This is a genomic window from Pseudomonas sp. LBUM1658 (genome assembly GCF_059716055.1).
Genome location: NZ_CP166798.1, coordinates 1,758,233 through 1,775,117, shown reverse-complemented (window position 1 = coordinate 1,775,117; position 16,885 = coordinate 1,758,233). Strand labels below are relative to the sequence as shown.

Annotated in this window: 12 protein-coding genes and 2 pseudogenes; 3 read left to right on the top strand and 11 right to left on the bottom strand. The window is 58.0% G+C overall.

Annotation, left to right across the window (positions count from 1 at the left end; genetic code table 11):
• Nucleotides 1-44 precede the first annotated feature (44 nt).
• Nucleotides 45-278, bottom strand: a pseudogene (locus ACA064_RS08000) (hydrolase); the annotation flags it as partial.
• Nucleotides 279-285: 7 nt separating this feature from the next.
• The gene (locus ACA064_RS07995) at nt 286-1,155 is read right to left on the bottom strand and encodes a pirin family protein (protein WP_497672889.1); all 870 of its coding nucleotides are present in this window, start codon (nt 1,153-1,155) and stop codon (nt 286-288) included.
• A gap of 105 nt (nt 1,156-1,260) precedes the next feature.
• Between ACA064_RS07995 and ACA064_RS07990 the strand changes: the two genes are divergently transcribed.
• Together ACA064_RS07990 and ACA064_RS07985 are read left to right on the top strand one after the other, a co-directional pair.
• The gene (locus tag ACA064_RS07990) at nt 1,261-2,169 is read left to right on the top strand and encodes a LysR family transcriptional regulator (protein ID WP_497672888.1); all 909 of its coding nucleotides are present in this window, start codon (nt 1,261-1,263) and stop codon (nt 2,167-2,169) included.
• A gap of 116 nt (nt 2,170-2,285) precedes the next feature.
• A complete protein-coding gene (locus ACA064_RS07985; RefSeq protein WP_497672887.1) occupies nt 2,286-2,825 on the top strand; it encodes a PaaI family thioesterase in 540 nt (179 codons plus the stop codon).
• A gap of 214 nt (nt 2,826-3,039) precedes the next feature.
• Here the strand turns inward: ACA064_RS07985 and ACA064_RS07980 are convergent, their stop codons facing one another.
• The 7 genes and pseudogenes from ACA064_RS07980 to ACA064_RS07950 all read right to left on the bottom strand — a co-directional run bounded on the left by ACA064_RS07980 (nt 3,040) and on the right by ACA064_RS07950 (nt 11,161).
• The gene (locus tag ACA064_RS07980) at nt 3,040-3,201 is read right to left on the bottom strand and encodes a hypothetical protein (protein WP_497672886.1); all 162 of its coding nucleotides are present in this window, start codon (nt 3,199-3,201) and stop codon (nt 3,040-3,042) included.
• A gap of 9 nt (nt 3,202-3,210) precedes the next feature.
• Nucleotides 3,211-4,443 carry a KPHS_23130 family T6SS system protein gene (locus tag ACA064_RS07975; protein WP_497672885.1) on the bottom strand — a complete coding sequence of 411 codons (1,233 nt, stop codon included), beginning with the start codon at nt 4,441-4,443 and terminating at the stop codon, nt 3,211-3,213.
• Between the two features lie 69 nt (nt 4,444-4,512).
• Entirely contained in the window at nt 4,513-5,082 is a 570-nt protein-coding gene (locus ACA064_RS07970; RefSeq protein WP_497672884.1) for a hypothetical protein, read from the bottom strand.
• 610 nt (nt 5,083-5,692) lie between these two features.
• Nucleotides 5,693-6,109, bottom strand: a complete 417-nt coding sequence (locus ACA064_RS07965) for a hypothetical protein (protein WP_497672883.1) — start codon at nt 6,107-6,109, stop codon at nt 5,693-5,695.
• Nucleotides 6,110-6,982 carry a DUF8812 domain-containing protein gene (locus tag ACA064_RS07960; RefSeq protein WP_497672882.1) on the bottom strand — a complete coding sequence of 291 codons (873 nt, stop codon included), beginning with the start codon at nt 6,980-6,982 and terminating at the stop codon, nt 6,110-6,112. It lies immediately after the preceding gene.
• A complete protein-coding gene (locus ACA064_RS07955; protein ID WP_497672881.1) occupies nt 6,921-8,762 on the bottom strand; it encodes an SH3 domain-containing protein in 1,842 nt (613 codons plus the stop codon). Before ACA064_RS07955 ends, ACA064_RS07960 begins: the two co-directional genes overlap by 62 nt.
• A gap of 25 nt (nt 8,763-8,787) precedes the next feature.
• Nucleotides 8,788-11,161, bottom strand: a pseudogene (locus tag ACA064_RS07950) (type VI secretion system Vgr family protein).
• Nucleotides 11,162-11,957: 796 nt separating this feature from the next.
• Between ACA064_RS07950 and dkgB the strand changes: the two are divergent.
• Nucleotides 11,958-12,761: a 2,5-didehydrogluconate reductase DkgB gene (gene dkgB / locus ACA064_RS07945; RefSeq protein WP_497672880.1), complete on the top strand. Its 804-nt coding sequence runs from the start codon at nt 11,958-11,960 to the stop codon at nt 12,759-12,761.
• A gap of 18 nt (nt 12,762-12,779) precedes the next feature.
• Here the strand turns inward: dkgB and ACA064_RS07940 are convergent, their stop codons facing one another.
• Both ACA064_RS07940 and ACA064_RS07935 read right to left on the bottom strand, forming a co-directional pair.
• Complete coding sequence (locus ACA064_RS07940; RefSeq protein ID WP_497672879.1) at nt 12,780-16,028, bottom strand: transporter substrate-binding domain-containing protein; 3,249 nt, start codon at nt 16,026-16,028, stop codon at nt 12,780-12,782.
• Complete coding sequence (locus tag ACA064_RS07935) at nt 16,029-16,673, bottom strand: response regulator (RefSeq protein WP_497672878.1); 645 nt, start codon at nt 16,671-16,673, stop codon at nt 16,029-16,031.
• Between the last annotated feature and the right edge of the window lie 212 nt (nt 16,674-16,885).

Genomic DNA, 16,885 nt, shown 5'->3' with positions numbered 1-16,885 from the left:
CGCTTCTTATCGATGCCGAGTGAAATTCGGCGTGGGGTACTCGGTTAGCGCTGGGAGTCCAGCACTTCGTGTTCGTTCGCCACTTGCTGAGCCTTGAGGTAGCTCTCGATCAGCAATTGATAATGGGGCATGGCCTGGGCATAGACGGCGGCCCACTGCTCGGCGTCCGGGCGGTTCCACGAGCCTTGCAGCTCAGATAGCGTAGCCATGATGTCGATCGGCACCACTTCGGCTTGGGCCAATCGAGCGATTGTCAGATCAGTGGCAAGTTTCGAATGGAGTGTTTTATCGGCCGTGTATCTCACCGAACCGGCCGGACTGGAAGTCGGCGAACGCCTGATGGATTTCCTGCTCGGTGTTCATCACGAACGGGCCGTGGCCGACGATGGGTTCGTCGATCGGTTCGCCGCTGAGCAGCAGCGCCACTGCATCGTTATTAGCCTCCAGGCTGAGCTGGTCGCCGTTGCGTTCGAACAAGGCCAGCTGTCCTTCGCGAACCGTTTCCAGGCCGTTGACCTGAACCGTGCCGCGCAGCACCACCAGCGCCGTGTTACGGCCTTCGTGCAGGTCCAGGGTCAGCGCCTTGCCGGCGTTCAGGCGAATGTCCCAGACATCGATCGGGGTGAACGTGCGCGCCGGCCCGGTGTGGCCGTCGAATTCCCCGGCGATCAGCCTCAGGCTGCCGGCCTGATCCTTGAGCGGCAGGTTCGGGATATCGCCATCGAGGATGGTCTGGTAACCAGCGTCGGCCATCTTGTCCCGGGCCGGCAGGTTGACCCACAGCTGGACCATTTCCAGGGTGCCACCGCTGCGGGCGAATGCTTCGGAGTGGAATTCCTCATGCAGGATCCCCGAAGCGGCAGTCATCCACTGCACATCACCGGGGCCGATCTTGCCGCCGCTGCCGGTGGAATCGCGGTGCTCCAGCTCGCCTTTGTAAACGATAGTCACTGTCTCAAAACCACGGTGCGGATGCTGACCAACGCCACGCCGCTGACTGGTAGGGGTGAATTCGGCAGGGCCGGCGTGATCGAGCAGCAGGAATGGGCTGATGTGCTTGCCCAGGTTGTCGTAGGAAAACAGCGTGCGAACCGGAAAACCGTCGCCTACCCAATGGGCTCTTGGGCTGGTGTAGATACCGATGATGTTCTTCATGTCGGGCCTCCAAGTGGTTGAGTGAAACCATGGACACACCTTAAATCCGCTACCTTTGCTGCGCTAGACTGCAAAAATCACTCTTAGCGTTCTATTTGGAGAACGATGGTGGAAGACCTGAACACCCTCTACTACTTCACTCAAGTGGTGGAACACGGTGGTTTCGCCGCCGCCGGGCGTGCGCTGGACATGCCCAAGTCGAAACTCAGCCGGCGTATTTCACAGCTCGAAGAACGCCTCGGTGTGCGGCTGATTCACCGCACCAGCCGGCATTGTTCGCTGACCGAGATCGGTCAGGAGTACTACCAGCGTTGCCTGGCCATGCGGGTCGAAGCCGAAAGCGCGGCGGAAGTCATCGAGCGCAACCGCTCCGAGCCCCAGGGCCTGGTGCGCATCAGTTGCCCGACGGCGCTGCTCAATTCCTGGGTCGGGCCGATGCTGACCCGCTACATGCTCAAGTACCCGCGGGTGGAACTGTTTATCGAAAGCACCAACCGCCGGGTCGACCTGATTCACGAAGGCTTCGATATCGCCCTGCGCGTGCGCTTTCCGCCGCTTGAAAGCAGCGACCTGGTCATGAAAGTGCTGGGCAACAGCACCCAATGCCTGGTGGGCAGTCCGGACTTCCTGACGCGCCTGTCGTCACCGGCCTCTCCCGCCGACCTCAGCGGCCTGCCAAGCCTGCACTGGGGTGGGGCGCAGCGTGAATACCAGTGGGAACTGTTCGGCCCGGACGGCGCCAGCGCGGTGATCCGCCATCATCCGCGAATGGTCACCGATGACCTGATCGCCCTGCGTCACGCGGTGGTGGCCGGTATCGGCATCGCCCACCTGCCGGGCGTGGTGGTGCGCGAGGACCTGGCCGCCGGCAGGCTGGTCCAGTTGGTGCCGGGCTGGACGCCAAAATCCGGGATTATTCATGCAATCTTCCCCTCCCGACGTGGCTTGCTGCCGTCGGTGCGGACCTTGATCGACTTCCTGGGCGAGGAATTCTGCCACAGCGACATAGCCTGAGTCGCTGTAAAAGAGGTCGAATTGTCCGATTTGTGGCGGTTATGCCACTGGATCATATTATATTCCGGTCATAATATTTTCCTCTAGCTCTTCACTGAACCGCAGAGGAACTCTCCATGCAAAGCCCTACCCGCGAAGCAACCCTGGCCCAGTGGATCGCTCAGGAACAAGCCGTGCGCGCCCGTCTGGCCGAGCCCGGCAGCCTGTCCATGGCCAAAGTCGTAGCGTTGTCGCCAACGGAGTTTTTCGAGGGCATCGGTAACGGCGAGCTGCCCTCGCCGCCCATTGGAACGTTGCTGGACTTCATCCCCATCGAATGGTCCGCGGGGAAGTTCATCTTTCAAGGCACACCCGACTCTCGACACTACAACCCGCTGGGCAGTGTGCATGGCGGTTACGCCGCGACCTTGCTGGATTCCTGCATGGGCTGCGCGATCCACACCCAACTGAAAAAGGGTCAGGGCTACACCACCTTGGACCTGCGTATCAGCTATGTCCGCGCCCTCACCGGCAACAGCGGACCGGTACGCGCCGAGGGCAAGATCGTCCATCTGGGGCGGTCGACGGCCTTGGCCGAGGGGCGGATTTATGATGTGGATGGCCGGTTGTATGCGACCGGGTCGACGACTTGCATGATTCTTGAGGATCGGGGGTAAAGGCTGGATCAAAAAATCGCAGCTTGCGGCAGTTTTGGCGCGAAGCGCCGTCAGAAATAGAAGAGCCTGAAACAGAACCCTGTGGGAGCGGCGGTGCGGCGATCTGACTTGCTCGCGAAGCAGGCGATGCAGTCTTTCAGGTACGCCGCGTTATCGTTCTTCGCGGGCAAGCCACGCTCCCACAGGTTTTTGCGCCCTCACCCCAACAACTTACTCATCTGCCATTCTGCGCATAGGGCGCCGTTGCGCCTCCTTCACCGAGAAATATCTGCGGCGGCAACTTGAAGCCCCGCAACTTGAGCAGGGCCAGGATCACACCGGTCAGCAACAGCAGGCCAACCAACACACCCATCCCTACAGAGCGTCGAAACTGCATTCGAGATTCCTATTTCGAAAGTGGTGACACCGGCATCAACACCGTGCCCCAGAGTCCGGCCGTGGCAGCGCTGCCACCACTGAAAATGAATTGCGGCCCGGCGCCGCGCTCAATCGTCTGCGCCGCGGCAGCGATGGCCAGCCAAGGTGATGCTTGCCCCGGATGCCCAAGCAATGCATCGAGGTTGCACAAACCCTGCGGCTGCTTGACCGGCATGGGGACGTCAACCAACACGGTCGCAATGGCGGCATGACGTTGTGGATCGATACCCACCCGCCAGGCCTTCTCGATTGACTTCGCTTCAAGCGGCACCCAGTCGAGAGCTTGACGCGTGGCGTAGAGCAGATCCGCGTCGGTGGGCTTGCGCTCCTGCTCAGGACGGTGGAGGTAGGCGATCGGCGCCAAGGTGGTTTGCGTCAGACGATTGCCGAACAACAAGCCGACGGCGACTTCTGCCGTGCCCTCGGGCTTTTCCGTTGCAAGCTGCACTGCCAGCACCAGCAGCAAGGCCTGATCGCCGATGCGCTGGTCGAGCCACTGATCCAGCGCGGCCAGTCCTCTTCCCTCGACGGGTACCGTCGATTGGCGGATGCCGGACTCTCGCCATATCTTTCGCCACGCAGGGCGCCACTGGTCCTCTGGTAACCTGCAGTCGACCTCCAGTAACAGGGCCAAAGGTTTATCGTCAGACACTTGCGCCAGGATCGGCGCCAGTTCAGCGAGCCTCTGCTCCAATACACTCAACAGTACCGCTTCCAGGTCTTCACCTGAGTCTTCAAGTAAGCGGCTGTGACTCACAGTTGCACCGTCCATCCTGGACGGTTGGGCCTTCAGCGCCTCGGTCCCGCTTAGCAAAGCTTCGAGTTGGGCGGTTGGCTCGTCCGCTAAATCATGCAAGGCGGTATGCAAGCTCACCCCCAACACCTGCTGCGAGCGTCGCCCCTGACGAATCTTGCGGATCATGTCTTCTTCGCGGGCTTCATCCCAGCCATCGGCAGCAGACTGTTCGCCGATGTGAAATAGCACTCGCACGAAACCCAGCACACACCAGCCCAGGATCGGTAGGCATAAGGCCAAGCTCCAGAAATCAACAGGCCGCTGGCGCAATGGTTCATCGCCTAACAATAACGTCCCTCCCACACCCAGCAAAAAACACAGCAACAGCAAGCCGAGCCAAAGCCAGATGCGAGGTCGGGCAGGACGCAGCGCGAGAGCAGGTACTTTATCCAGTCTGACGGGCATGACTAACGCGCCCTCTTCCGGATGACACCTCTGGAGCACGAAGGCGCCGAAACGAATATCAAGTGCCGTTTATTCTTCACCACAGCCATCTACCTCATTAAAATTCAACGTCTCTTGCGATACCCACGCATCAGTTACTATTTTCCCGTGATAACGAACCTTAAACCACTCCCCATCACTATCAGAGTCAAGCACTGAGACAGCATCACCCTTAACAACATATGATTTTGTAATATCTAATAAAGAAGGAGACATTGATAAATATGCACGTTCTGAGGATACGCAGGCGACAGCAGCTGTACTTGTACCTAGGAAATTTATCGAAAATTTTGCTCCTCCGCTTTTATCGTAAGTTGTTACTCTCTCCAAGTCGGAATTTATAGCTTCCCTGAGTTTGTACCGATAAAACTCACCACGCTCACCCTTATACATTTCCACTTTTGAAAAAGGGCCATCATGCTTAACACTTACCAATTCCCTTTGATTATTAAAGTACGGCGAGCCAAAGACCTCGACGTGCTCAGAGAAAAAGACCAACCCATCTTTTAATTCGGTAATAAATAGAGCATACGTATTATTCGCACCAGCCTCGAACAACTTAACAAACACATCATTAATACTGTCGTCATTGACATCCATAAACAATACTTCCTTCGCCTCCCCCCTTCCAGAACACCACCCTTTAGCAAGATCCATTCATTATTACCCAACCGGTACCAATATCTAGCGCTTTCATACTTTACTTGGACCTCATAACCCTTCGCTAGCACCGAGCTAAAAACTTTAATATTTTTTTCGTCACTTGCAAAACACGGCATGCCTGACTGAAGAAGCAACAACAATAAAAATGAGAGAATGCTATTTTTTGAGTATTTCATCGTTTTCACCAAAATACCGCTTCCATATACTAAGCCCTAACGCACTCCCCATTAACGAGCCCTCTAAAATCTTGTACTTTTTAAACTTCCTCAATCCGTGTACCGGACAGGAAGCTTGAGGTCTGACTCCAACATTTCACATTCCTCATTAAGCTTCTTGCCAACTCGTTTATATAAAAAGATTGCGCACTAAAAAATCTCCCTATGTGACTGGACTATCTGGATTGAAGTCACTGCTAGCAACAACAAGTGAAACCCCAAAAAAAGGTAGAAAAATATGCTGTCAATCCCAACAGTCGCATTTAAACCTTCCCAAAAAGTCTAGCCTCACCTTCTCGGCGAGATATTAATCCCCCGAGCCCCGCGCGCACTCACTGTTGTTCGAAAGGACTGGAACAATGGAGGCTGCTCATTTTCCCGTTTGCGATTGGGATGGAGCATTTTCGTAGCTGCTCTCCCGTAGGCTCCAGCGGCGTAACGCTTAAAATTAAGTGAATCCCATCTTTTTCAAAGGTAATATCTTGGAATCCAGCGTAAGCAAATCCTGTTGAAAAAGGCTTGTCTTCGAAACTGCATAAATTCATGCGTTCTAACACTTTCAGTTTATCGTGAACATTTATGATTTCGATTACCAGGCATTCGTTTTCAAATGTTTTTATGTAGCGAGCAAGTACCCCTCCACTTCTACCCGAATTTATCTCTGATGCACTTGAATAATTTACCGTATCAGCACTTGCAAGATTAAACGGCGCTATAATCAAAAAAAGCAACAACCCTAATCGTATCACTTATTGACTCCTCATGTATTGAGCGCGCTTGTTAAATCTATCAGCCGGGACCGAGATCCAATTTTCACGAGCGCAAATAGCCTCTGAAAAACTAGCCAAGTCATTTTCAGCTATAAATAGCTGTATGATTTTTCTCGCCCCACCAGTATAGTCCCCTCGATATATCAGGTCGATTGACATATCTTTTATTTTCTCACTCAGTGTTTCCCACTTCACATCACCATACATTCTCGCGACATCTTCCTTGCGCGAAATGCGCAAAACTTCAGCCTTCATAAATTCATATATTGGAATAAATAGATCGTATTGCTGCTTCCGAGTAATAAAAGTGGCTTTTATCTCAGCGCTTGCACTATCCATGTAGCTTTTCGCTGCTTGACCTTTGAGTCCTTTGGCACCGATGAGCCAACTAAATAACGGCTCAGCTATACCTGCAGATAACAAATCTGCTTGGGGCGAGGGACGCTGCCCGAGGTCATACCCTCGTCCAATCGTCACTCCCGATGCGTCGCCAGGCCAATGTACTTTTCGACTGAAATAACGATGCCCAATGTGTGATGGATCTTCGATGTCATTGCCTTCCACATCGAAAGTAAGTTGGCCGTAAGGTACTTTTAACCACTTCAAATCATTGTCATCACTAACTGCAGAGAAGCACCCCACCAACCCCACCGGATGAAAGTGATACGCCTTCCCCCACGACGGCAACCCCACTTTCTCCGCGACCTCTCCCCACCAACTCAGTTGCTCGATCCGCTGCTTCTCCGCCAACCAGTTCAAGTGCGGAGTCGAGCCGCTATGGCCGAGCAATTCATCCAGCGCGTCCCACTTCTGCGGCTGGTGAAACCATTCGCTTTCTTTGCGGATGATCAACTGCGAGATCGCTTGCGCGTGGGCTGGTAGGTGGAGGACCGCTTGCAGTTCTTCGGCGGTCATCTTGCCGTCGCGGTTGCGGTCGATGATGTCGTACAACCGGCTCTTCATCGGCCCCTGGTCGTCTTTGTCGGCCAGGGGACGATAGCGTTCGCGTTGCGGCTTCGCTGAAGTGGACGACAGCACTGAGAAACGAGGCCATGGCGTGCTTGGGCGTGCTGTAGTCGAAAATAACGTCATAGCCCTCCCACGACCGGGGACTGAGCCAAGGCGTGACGCCTACTTCTTCGCGCACCCAGCCGTCGAGCAGCTTGTTGTCCGCGTCGTGCAGCAGCCCCTCCAGGCGAAACCAGTTGCTGGCTTTGCGGCCATCGTTCGCGGCCACCTGGATTTTTCTGTCGGCCGGCAAACCATCAAGCAAGCTTTTGGGGACTAGCAAGTCGGCAGCACTGAGTGGGCTGGCTGCACTCAACATTTTCAGTTGTGCGGCAGTGGCATTTTCTTGATGAGTCACCACAGCGGTGCCTTGGGCGAGCTTCAACCAGGTTCTGTCTTTTTCCGGCAGGCGCTGGGCCCAGGCGCGACTGGCTTCGATGAATAAATCGATGTCATTGCCACTGAATACTTCCAGATGCAGCTTTTTTTCCGGGCGGTCCGCGCCGCTGTCCTGATACCACCCGAGGTGACCGATCAACGCACCGGCCTTGATGGGAACAGGCTGGTCGAGCACCACCACGCGATCCGACGCCAGCGGTTCCTGCGCGCCTTCCAGCGAGGCGAAATGCACGTACTGGTTGATGCGCTCCAGTTTGCGGAAATCGCCCTCACCGCTGACCGTGACTACCGTGCCAGTCGGCAGTTCTATAAGTACCTGACTAGGAATGACAGGTTCAGCGCGAACGTAGACCCACTTTTTCGACGACGTGATGCGGTACTCGTTGCCGGCAATCGGTTGCAGAAGGCTGGCGGCGAGGTAGCCCTTTAGCGAACCATCGGCGTTGATCAGGTCGGCCGGGCCAAGACTGTTTTCCAGCTTGCGGTAGTCCCCGGTGCCACTGACGGTCACTTCTGCACCGCGCGGCAGGAGGTCAATCACCTTGCCCTGCCAATCCTTGTTGAACACATTCAGGCCAGGCTGCTCAAGTTGGCCGGGGCGGACATGGTTCACCGTCTGCTTGACGCGAAGGGTCGGGCTCTCGGGCCAGAACGCCGGGCGGGCCAGGGCGGCATCTTCCTGGTAAACCGCCCAGTCCTGCAGGTGCAGGTACAGGCTGTAGAAGGTCAGGCTCGGTGGTGTGTCCGGGCTGCCCTCGAGCTTCGGCGCTTCCAGGCGATGGCGGACCAGCACGAAATTGCGCGAGAAGGGTTTCTTTACGGACAGCTTGTGGACCCAGTAGGCCGTGGTCGGCGCGTGCTGGTCGATGCGATAAGCCACCACCTCTCCATCGGCCAGGCACTGCACGCTGGATTGATCCAGGCCGTTGGCGGTGCCGCTGTCGAAGTGCACGCCGCCGTGCCAGAGGCCATTGATCCCCAAGGGGTAGTAGCCCGCCGTCGCCTTGGCCAAGTGGGTCAACTGCTGCAGCGGGTTGCGCGGGTCCTTGAACGGATGGCTCCAGTTTTTCAGCGGTTGCAGTGCATCGGCGCCTGGTTCCGGGGACAAAGATGCGCGGACCGGGCCTGTGTCGGGCGTCGGCAGGATCGGGGCATCGCGCACATCAAACACAGAGTTCCGGTCAGTGTAGCGCCGGCCAAAAAGCCAAGTGGACAAGTTGCTCATGGGGTGTTCGCTCCTTGCAAAGGGGTTAGCCAGAGATATCCGTATGCCTCAGGGACTCGGTTGCATGCTCGGTCAAGTGAGGTAAAGGCTGCATTTCCAGTACCTTTCTGGCTGGGCCTTGAGCTTCGAAATGCGCCGCCTTGATGCTGTAGTCGCCTGCCGTGCCCGCTTCGATGCTGTGCGGATCGAGGGTGATGTAGCTGCCGCCGGCGTTGAGGGTGATTTTCTTCTTGGCGACGATGTGGATTTCGTCCTCGGTGCTGGTGATGTCCAGCCCGTGGCGGGCCAGCAGTTCCAGTTTGTCGTTTTGCGCCTGAACGCTCACCGGCCCCTGGTTGGCGATCAACTTGATGCCCAGCTTGCGCACGAACAGGCTGAGCCCCTTGCCCCACGCCGACGAACAGGCGCTTGACCACACTGATATCGGCCTCGGCGCCGGCGTTGAGCATCAGGTTGTGTTGCGCCGCCAGTTGCAGGTGCTGGCCGCTGCTCAGGGCGATGCCCTGGGGTGCGCTGAGCAGCAGGACGGAGGATTTGAGCTGCTCCAGGTCTTGCTTCAGCAGGTTCAGTTGCGCCTGCACATCCGCCGGATCGGCCTGGCTGGCCTGGGCATCGACCGAGAGGTTTTGCAGTTGTTCGCCCGCCTGTTGCAAGCGGCCTATCGCGGCGCTCATGTCGAGCACCTGGACTTGAGCTTTGGCCTGCCCCTCGGCACTGATGAACAGGCCCTTGCCAGCGCGAATCGCCCCCCAATCGTCAGTCCGCAACTCAAAGCCTTCACCACGTTTCTGCTTCTGCGTATCCACCACATGCCCCAGGTTCAGCTGGCTCTTGCCGCCGTACTCGGTGCTGAGCTTGATGTGCTCCTGGCCGCGGTTGTCCTCCATGCGCAGTTTGTTGTTGGCCGGGGTGCGCAGCACATTGCGCTTGTAGTTTTGCAAGGTGACGTGATCGGGGTGCTGACTGTCGTGCAGGGCGTGGGCGATGTAGGGGCGGTCCGGGTCGCCTTGTTCAAAGGCCACTGCCACTTCGGTGCCGGCGATCAGGGGCAGGTGCAGGCCGTGGGTGTCGCCGGCGTAGGGTCGCGCCAGGCGTAGCCAGCAGCTTTCACGGCCAGCGGGCCACTGATCGCGGTCGAACAGGAACTGCACCCGGTAGCGCCCTTGCAGGTCGATTTCGGCGTAGGGGTCGTGTGCCTTCGGGCTGCTGATGCGGGCCGGGACGGTGCCGGCGATTTGCGGTTTGGCCGGCAGCGGCGGGCGGAAGCACACGCTTTCCGAGTAGGGGATGGCCTCGAAGCTGGCTTCGAAACTGGCATCGCGGGCGGCGCAGGTGCTCAGCCGGGTGATCACCGCCCCGGGGGCGAAGGCTTGCGGCGCGCCGCCGGAGATTTTCAGCACCTGGCCGGGGGCCAGGCTGGCGCTGCTGCTGGTCCCGCTGAGTCGGGTCTGGTCGTTGAGGTAACGCTCGTGGCGCAGGCGCGCGTAGAAGTAGCCGCTTTCGCTGTGCAGGTCTTCGTCCAGGGCCAGCGGATCGCCGAGCACGCGGTAGGGTTCGGCGTAGTGGTAGGCCTCGCCGTAGGTGGTTTTCGCGCCGCGGCTGTGGTCGATGTCGCCGTCGAGCCAGGCGCGGGCGTCGTTGGCGTGGTAGGCGCGGATGTTGACGTGCTGTTCCACCACCTGGTGCTGGGTCTGCAGCTGCCACACGCCGTCCTGGCCGCTGCTCAGTCCGGCGGGCGGGCGGTACGGCAGCTTGACGTCGAACTGGTAGGCGCGCTGGTCGTCGTGGAACTCGACCACGTCGATGTTCAGGCGTTCGTCGCTGGTGAAGCGGTACCAGATGCCGACCTCGGCCAGCAGCCGGGTGATGAAGGCCAGGTCGCTTTCGCCGTACTGCATGACCTGTTCGCGCCTGGGGTATTCACGGTGCAGGTCGAAGAAGAAATCCTGGCCGCGGAAGTCGTGGCGGCTGCGCAGGATCTGGTCGACGATCTCCGGCACCGACTGGTGCTGGTAGAGACGAAACTGCCGGCCGCGGCCGAGCAGCGCCAGGCGCGGCTCGAGGGTAATTTCGTAGCGGGCTTCGTCGACGGAGCCGGACAGGCGCTTGAAGCCGCTGATCACTCCGTGCAGCGTGCGCAGCGGCTTGACTTTGGGCACGGGCAGGCCGAGGAACGGCAGCTTTTGCGGCGCGGCGTGCAGGCTGAAACGGGCGTCCTTGCCGAGCAGCTGTTCGGCGGCCAGGTCCTGCTGGGGGCAGGTGAATTCCACGCTGTAGTGGAACGGCTGGCTCAGGCATTCTTCGCCGTGGAAGGTCAGGACGTCGAGCGCTGCCTCGACATTGCGGACCCAGAGTTGATGCCGGCTGTGGTCGAAGAAAGTGCGCAGTGGGCTGGACATGTTCAGGCCTCCTTGGCGGCGGGCGACGCCACGCCCGGTGTGTGGGTGAAATGCTGAACTTCGTCATTGGCCAGGCACTTTCCATCGTCAGTTTCAGACGCGGAGAAAGCCCGGCCAAAACGCGGTCGAAGTTGTTCTGGTTAATAGTGACGGAGAACGGGCGCGGCTCTTTTTCATGGCCGCGCAGCTACTAAAAAGTTGCCGGCCACAGCACTCAATCTTTTTGCAAATACACGGGAAAGGTACCCACAAACAGTCACTGGTCGCGTCCCTTCAACCAACTATGAATCACCTTCAGCGACCGCTCTACCCCCTGAAGTATCAACAGGATCGTTCCTATGACCTTCGCCGAATGAGCCTACAATCGGTGGCTAGTTGAATGGGATGCCGCATTATTTTCGCGTGATCGCAGTAAGCCGGGCGCCTGCGAACAAGTCCAAAAGCATTAAGTGGCCGTTACCGCAGAAATGGATAGGTACACCAGCGAGAGATGGGGTGGCTGTCAGGTTGCCATCGCAGGCAAGCCAGCTCCCACATTTGATCGGTGTACATCCGCGAGAAACAGGCAGGCTGCCAGGCCGCCATCGCGAGCAGGCTCGCTCCCACAGTTGATCTGGGTATTTCCGGGAGGGACAGGTCGGCTATATGGCGAGCAAGCTTGCTTTTGCCGGGGGGTGATCTTTGCGGCCCGATTCGTGACTTGCGGTAAACATTGCTTTGCCATTTCGGCGGTTTTTCCAAGGGGTGCAGGCGGGGATACTCGTAGCCATTCCCACTGCAACCCCTGGAGTCATGCATGTCTATTCCCGCGTTCGGCCTCGGCACTTTTCGCCTGCAGGGCCAGGTGCTCATCGATTCGGTGAGCAACGGCCTTGAACTCGGCTATCGAGCGATCGACACCGCACAGATCTACGAGAACGAAGCCGAGGTCGGCCAGGCCATCGCCAACAGTGGCATCCCTCGCGAAGAGCTGTTCATCACCAGCAAGATCTGGGTCGCCAACTTCGCCCGGGACAAGCTGATCGACAGCCTCAAGGAGAGCCTGCAAAAACTGCAGACCGATTACCTGGACCTGACCCTGATCCACTGGCCATCACCGGAAGACCAGGTACCGGTTGCCGAGTTCATGGGCGCGCTGCTCGAAGCCAAGGAGCAAGGCCTGACCCGGCAGATCGGTGTTTCCAACTTCACCGTCGACCTGATGAAGCAAGCCATCGCGGCCGTCGGTGCCGAGAACATCGCCACCAACCAGATCGAACTGCATCCCTACCTGCAAAACCGTACCGTCGTCGAGTTCGCGCAAAGCCAGGGCATCCACATCACTTCCTACATGACCCTGGCCTATGGCGAAGTATTGAAGGACCCGCTGATCCAGCAGATCGCCGATCGACTTCAAGCCACCCCGGCGCAAGTCACACTGGCCTGGGCCATGCAGTCAGGTTACGCGGTGATCCCCTCCTCCACCCGCCGTGCCAACTTTGCGAGCAACCTCAAGGCCTGTGCCCTGACCTTGAGTCCGGCCGACATGGCGCTGATCGCCACCCTTGAACGGGGCCAGCGGCTGACCAGCCCCAAAGGCATTGCGCCGATCTGGGATTGACCCCCTCACCCGTCGCGATCAGCGCTGTTGCAGGAACAAAGCCAGGCGTTCCATAGCCTGTTGCAAGGCCGTGACCGCCTGGGTCAGCGACGCCATATCGTGCCCGCCAATGGCCGCTTCCAGACCTTCGCAACAGAGGATCAACTGCTGCGCCTTGACGATTCGGGCGCCGCCCTTGATCCGGTGCGCCAGATCCCTTAGGGCTCGGCGGTCATGGTTGGCGTAAAAACCCTGGAGCTGAATCAGGTCTTCTTTGTTGCTGGAAGCCAGGTCATCCAGCAGATTGTCGATCAGCGTCCGGTCAGCGCCGACCCATAGCTCCAGACCGCTCAGGTCAATTTCAGCGGATGTTTGCCCGGTGCTCTCTTCAAGCGGTATCGAGATTGTGCCTGGCGCTCTGGAGGCCAGTCGGGCGCTCAGGTCCTGCAGGCTGATGGGTTTGAACAGGCAGTCATCCATCCCCGCTTCCATGCAGCGAAGCTTTTCTTCGCGCTGGGCATTCGCGGTAAAACCGAGGATCAGGCAAGCCTCGAGACCCCGGGCCTGTTCTTCATCGCGAATGGCAGCGGCCAGTTCGTAGCCGCTCATGAGCGGCATATTGCAGTCGGTGATGACCACGTCGAACTGATGATTGCGCCAGCATTCAAGTCCCTGTTCGCCGTCCTCGGTTTCCACTATGCGATGGCCCAGATAGCTCAGTTGCTGGGTCAACAACAGACGATTGGCCGGGTAATCATCCACCACCAGGATATTCAGTGGTTGAACGCCCAGCAGATCATCCATGACCGGCAGCGTCGGTCGGGCCAGCGCCCGCAGCACCGGCACCTGCAGCCTGACTTCGATCTGCGTCCCCTGGCCGAGGACGCTGCTCAGTTGCAAGGTGCCCCCCATCATTTCACACAACGAACGGCTGATGACCAAGCCCAGGCCCGATCCACTGCGCCCCGATTGAGCAGGGTTGCCGACTTGCGTGAACGGACTGAACAATCGCTGCTGGTCGTGGATGCTGATGCCGATTCCCGTGTCCTCGACCCGCAGACAAATAGCCAGATGCCCCGGGTGAATGCCCGGTTCGACTTGCACCCTCAGGCGCACTTCACCTTTGTCGGTGAACTTGATGGCATTGCTCAGCACATTGGAAACAATCTGCTTGAAGCGCAGCGGGTCAATCAGCACCTCGCGGTCACTCTTGTGGTCCAGCTCCAGCACCAATCGCAGGTGTTTGTCCCGCGCCAGGCCTTCGAAGACTCTTACCACAGACTCGACCAGTGTCCGGAAATGGGCCCGCTCCGGGGTCAACGAAAGGTGCCCCGATTCGATCCGCGCGATGTCCAGAATGTCCCCGATCAAGCCCAGCAGGTCCCGCGCCGCGGCGGAAGCGACCCCTATCGAAAAGCGGTCCGTGATGCCCTGCGCGGCCCGTTTTGTGGCCAGTTCGAGCATACCTATCAACGCGTTCATCGGGGTTCGGATTTCATGGCTCATCGTTGCCAGGAACCGGGTCTTGGCCCGATTGGCATCGTCCGCGGCATCCTTGGCTTCTTGCAGCTGCTGCAACAGCTGCTGACGCGTGCGGATCAGCCGACGCTGATAGGCAATCCAGCTCAATGCCAGCAATAGCAATCCCGCAGCCAGCGCAAAACCCTGGACGATCGCCGTACGATTGCGCAACCAGTAGCTGTCGGCCACCGCCACTTCATTACGCCAGCGATTAGCCAGCTCATCCATTTCTTCCGGTGGAATACTCAACAATGCCTTGTTCATAATCGAATACAGCTCAAGGGCACCGCGGTTGGTGGCAAAGGAAATACGCGCAGGCTCAGTGCCCACGGTACTGGTGATGCGCAAGCGGTCTCGGTAGCGCCGGGAAATCATGTAACGCGCACTGATCAGCGAATTCAGCGCGGCATCCGCCTCTCCACTGGCTACCCGTTCCATCGCCTGGGCCTGACTTTGCACATCAATCAAGCGAATGCCTGGAGCCGCGGCCAGAATAAACTCACGCAGCCCATTGCCGCGAACAAGCGCCAGACTCTTGCCAGCCATATCGTCCAGAGTGTTCGGACTTGCGGCGCGAGTACTGGTGACTAACACAAAGGGGTTGACCAGGTAGGGCCGAGTGAAACGCAATTCGGCCTCACGCTCGGAGCTCGGGGTAATAGCTGCCAGCAGATCGGCTTCGCCGTCCTGTACCTTCTCGATTTGCTCGTTCAACGAACTGCCCCGCAGCACGTCGAACTTCAACCCGGTGCGCAGGCTGATCCTGGCCAGGACCTGGGCACTGAGCCCAAGGAACTTACCCTTTTCATCAACAAATGAAAGGGGCACAAAGTCATCGATAATCGCTACTTTCAGCCGCGGATGTTCTTCCAGCCAACGTTGCTCGCTGGCACTGAAATGCAACATCTGCTGGCCGCTGAAGCTGGTACTGCCGGAGCTCCAGCGGCGCAGGATGGTCATCCGCTCGCCGATTGGAATCACCGCCAGCGCTGCGTCGACAATTCGCCGCAGGCGCTGGTTTTCACGATCCATGGCGAAGGCAAAAGGGTTCATCTCCAGTCGGGAGAAGTCTGTCAGCTGGACATTGTTCAGATAATTATTGTTGATCAGATAATTGGCGCTGATGGAGTCGCCGAGGTAGACGTCGGCCTGACCAAAAGCCACCGCGCCGATGGCGCTCAGGGTCGAGGGGTAAAGCTGCAGACTGGCATCGAGGTAAAAGTCGCGCACGGCCTGAGGCGGCAGGTAGTGGTTGAGCATGGCCACGCGCTTGCCTGCCAGGTCGGGTGGCAACTCGCTGCTGTCGCCAATACGAGTGACCAGTGTCGGCAAATCTTCGGCGTACGCCTGAGACATGGCCAGCTGCGGGTCGGCGGCCTCGAAACCATTGGCCGTGCCTAACAGATCCAGCTCCCCGCGCTTCAATGCGCCAATGACCGCCTCACGTGACTCATAGCGCAGCACGTCGATCCTGATGTGCAGCAACTGCGCGAGCAGGTCTGCGTAGTCCGCGGTGATCCCTTCAAAGTCCTGGTTGTTGAGGGTCAGATCGAACGGCGCATAGTCCGGTGCCGAGGCTCCCAACCGTAACTCCCCTTTGCTTCTCAACCAGCGCCAGTCAGCCTCATCGAGCTCGACCCGGTAATCCTGAACCTTCGAGCGACCCAGCAGATGCAGGGCTTGCGACTCGGCATCGGCGCCGGACGAAAGCAACAGTTGGCCAAGCAGTATCCAGGCAGTCAGCCCCTTGCGCAGGATGGTTTTCATTCAGATCAGATGATTACGTATGGCGTAATCGCGCAAGTGGACCAGCGACGTGACCTTGAGCTTTTCGATCAATCGGGTTTTGTAAGTGCTGATGGTCTTGTGGCTCAAGTGCATCGAATCGGCAATGTCCTTATTACTCAGACCTCGCGCAAGGCCCTGGAAAATCGTCAGCTCACGGTCGGACAGTTTCTCGATCAGCTGCATTTCCGTGTAGTGCAGGTCGCCCAGATGCACCGAGCTGCAAGACAATTGAGGAAAGTAGGTATAACCCGACATCACTGCACTGACCGCTTTGCTCAACTCTTCGAGATCATTGGTTTTGGAGATGTAACCGAAGGCTCCATTACGCATGCAGCGCGGGGCATAGAAAATTGCCTCAAGGGCGGTATACACCAGTATCCGGCCGGACGACTGCAGATCCTTTAGCCGCCTCAAGACTTCCAACCCGTCCATTTTGGGCATGCTGATATCCAGTACCACAAGGTCGGGCGTATGTTCTTTGGCCGCTTGCACGGCCTCTACGCCGTTGCAGGCTTCCAGAATCTTCTGGAATTTTTCCTTCTGGAGAACCATTTTGACTGCTGCCCGAATGACTGGATGGTCATCCACAACCAGGGCTTTCAGGGTCTTCGAATGTTTATTCATTTGATCTCCTACAAAAACGCCGGTCTGTATCGGTGGCGAAAACGTCTTTGCCCCAACAGGCTTCAGCGGCTCAGCCGCGGGCGCTTGACAGGCTGGGCAACGCGTCAATCCCACGCCCTGCGCGGTTAATTTTCCCACGACAGCATTTGCTGCATCTACCTGTCAGAAATGACAGTTCAGACGAACGGCAACCTCAAAACTTGCGGGTTCAG

Excerpts from the sequence above, each read along its gene's own strand:
- ACA064_RS07995 (WP_497672889.1), bottom strand. The coding sequence starts at position 1,155 with ATGAAGAACATCATCGGTATCTACACCAGCCCAAGAGCCCATTGGGTA.
- ACA064_RS07990 (WP_497672888.1), top strand. The coding sequence starts at position 1,261 with ATGGTGGAAGACCTGAACACCCTCTACTACTTCACTCAAGTGGTGGAA.
- ACA064_RS07985 (WP_497672887.1), top strand. The coding sequence starts at position 2,286 with ATGCAAAGCCCTACCCGCGAAGCAACCCTGGCCCAGTGGATCGCTCAG.
- ACA064_RS07980 (WP_497672886.1), bottom strand. The coding sequence starts at position 3,201 with ATGCAGTTTCGACGCTCTGTAGGGATGGGTGTGTTGGTTGGCCTGCTG.
- ACA064_RS07975 (WP_497672885.1), bottom strand. The coding sequence starts at position 4,443 with ATGCCCGTCAGACTGGATAAAGTACCTGCTCTCGCGCTGCGTCCTGCC.
- ACA064_RS07970 (WP_497672884.1), bottom strand. The coding sequence starts at position 5,082 with ATGGATGTCAATGACGACAGTATTAATGATGTGTTTGTTAAGTTGTTC.
- ACA064_RS07955 (WP_497672881.1), bottom strand. The coding sequence starts at position 8,762 with ATGAGCAACTTGTCCACTTGGCTTTTTGGCCGGCGCTACACTGACCGG.
- dkgB (WP_497672880.1), top strand. The coding sequence starts at position 11,958 with ATGTCTATTCCCGCGTTCGGCCTCGGCACTTTTCGCCTGCAGGGCCAG.
- ACA064_RS07940 (WP_497672879.1), bottom strand. The coding sequence starts at position 16,028 with ATGAAAACCATCCTGCGCAAGGGGCTGACTGCCTGGATACTGCTTGGC.
- ACA064_RS07935 (WP_497672878.1), bottom strand. The coding sequence starts at position 16,673 with ATGAATAAACATTCGAAGACCCTGAAAGCCCTGGTTGTGGATGACCAT.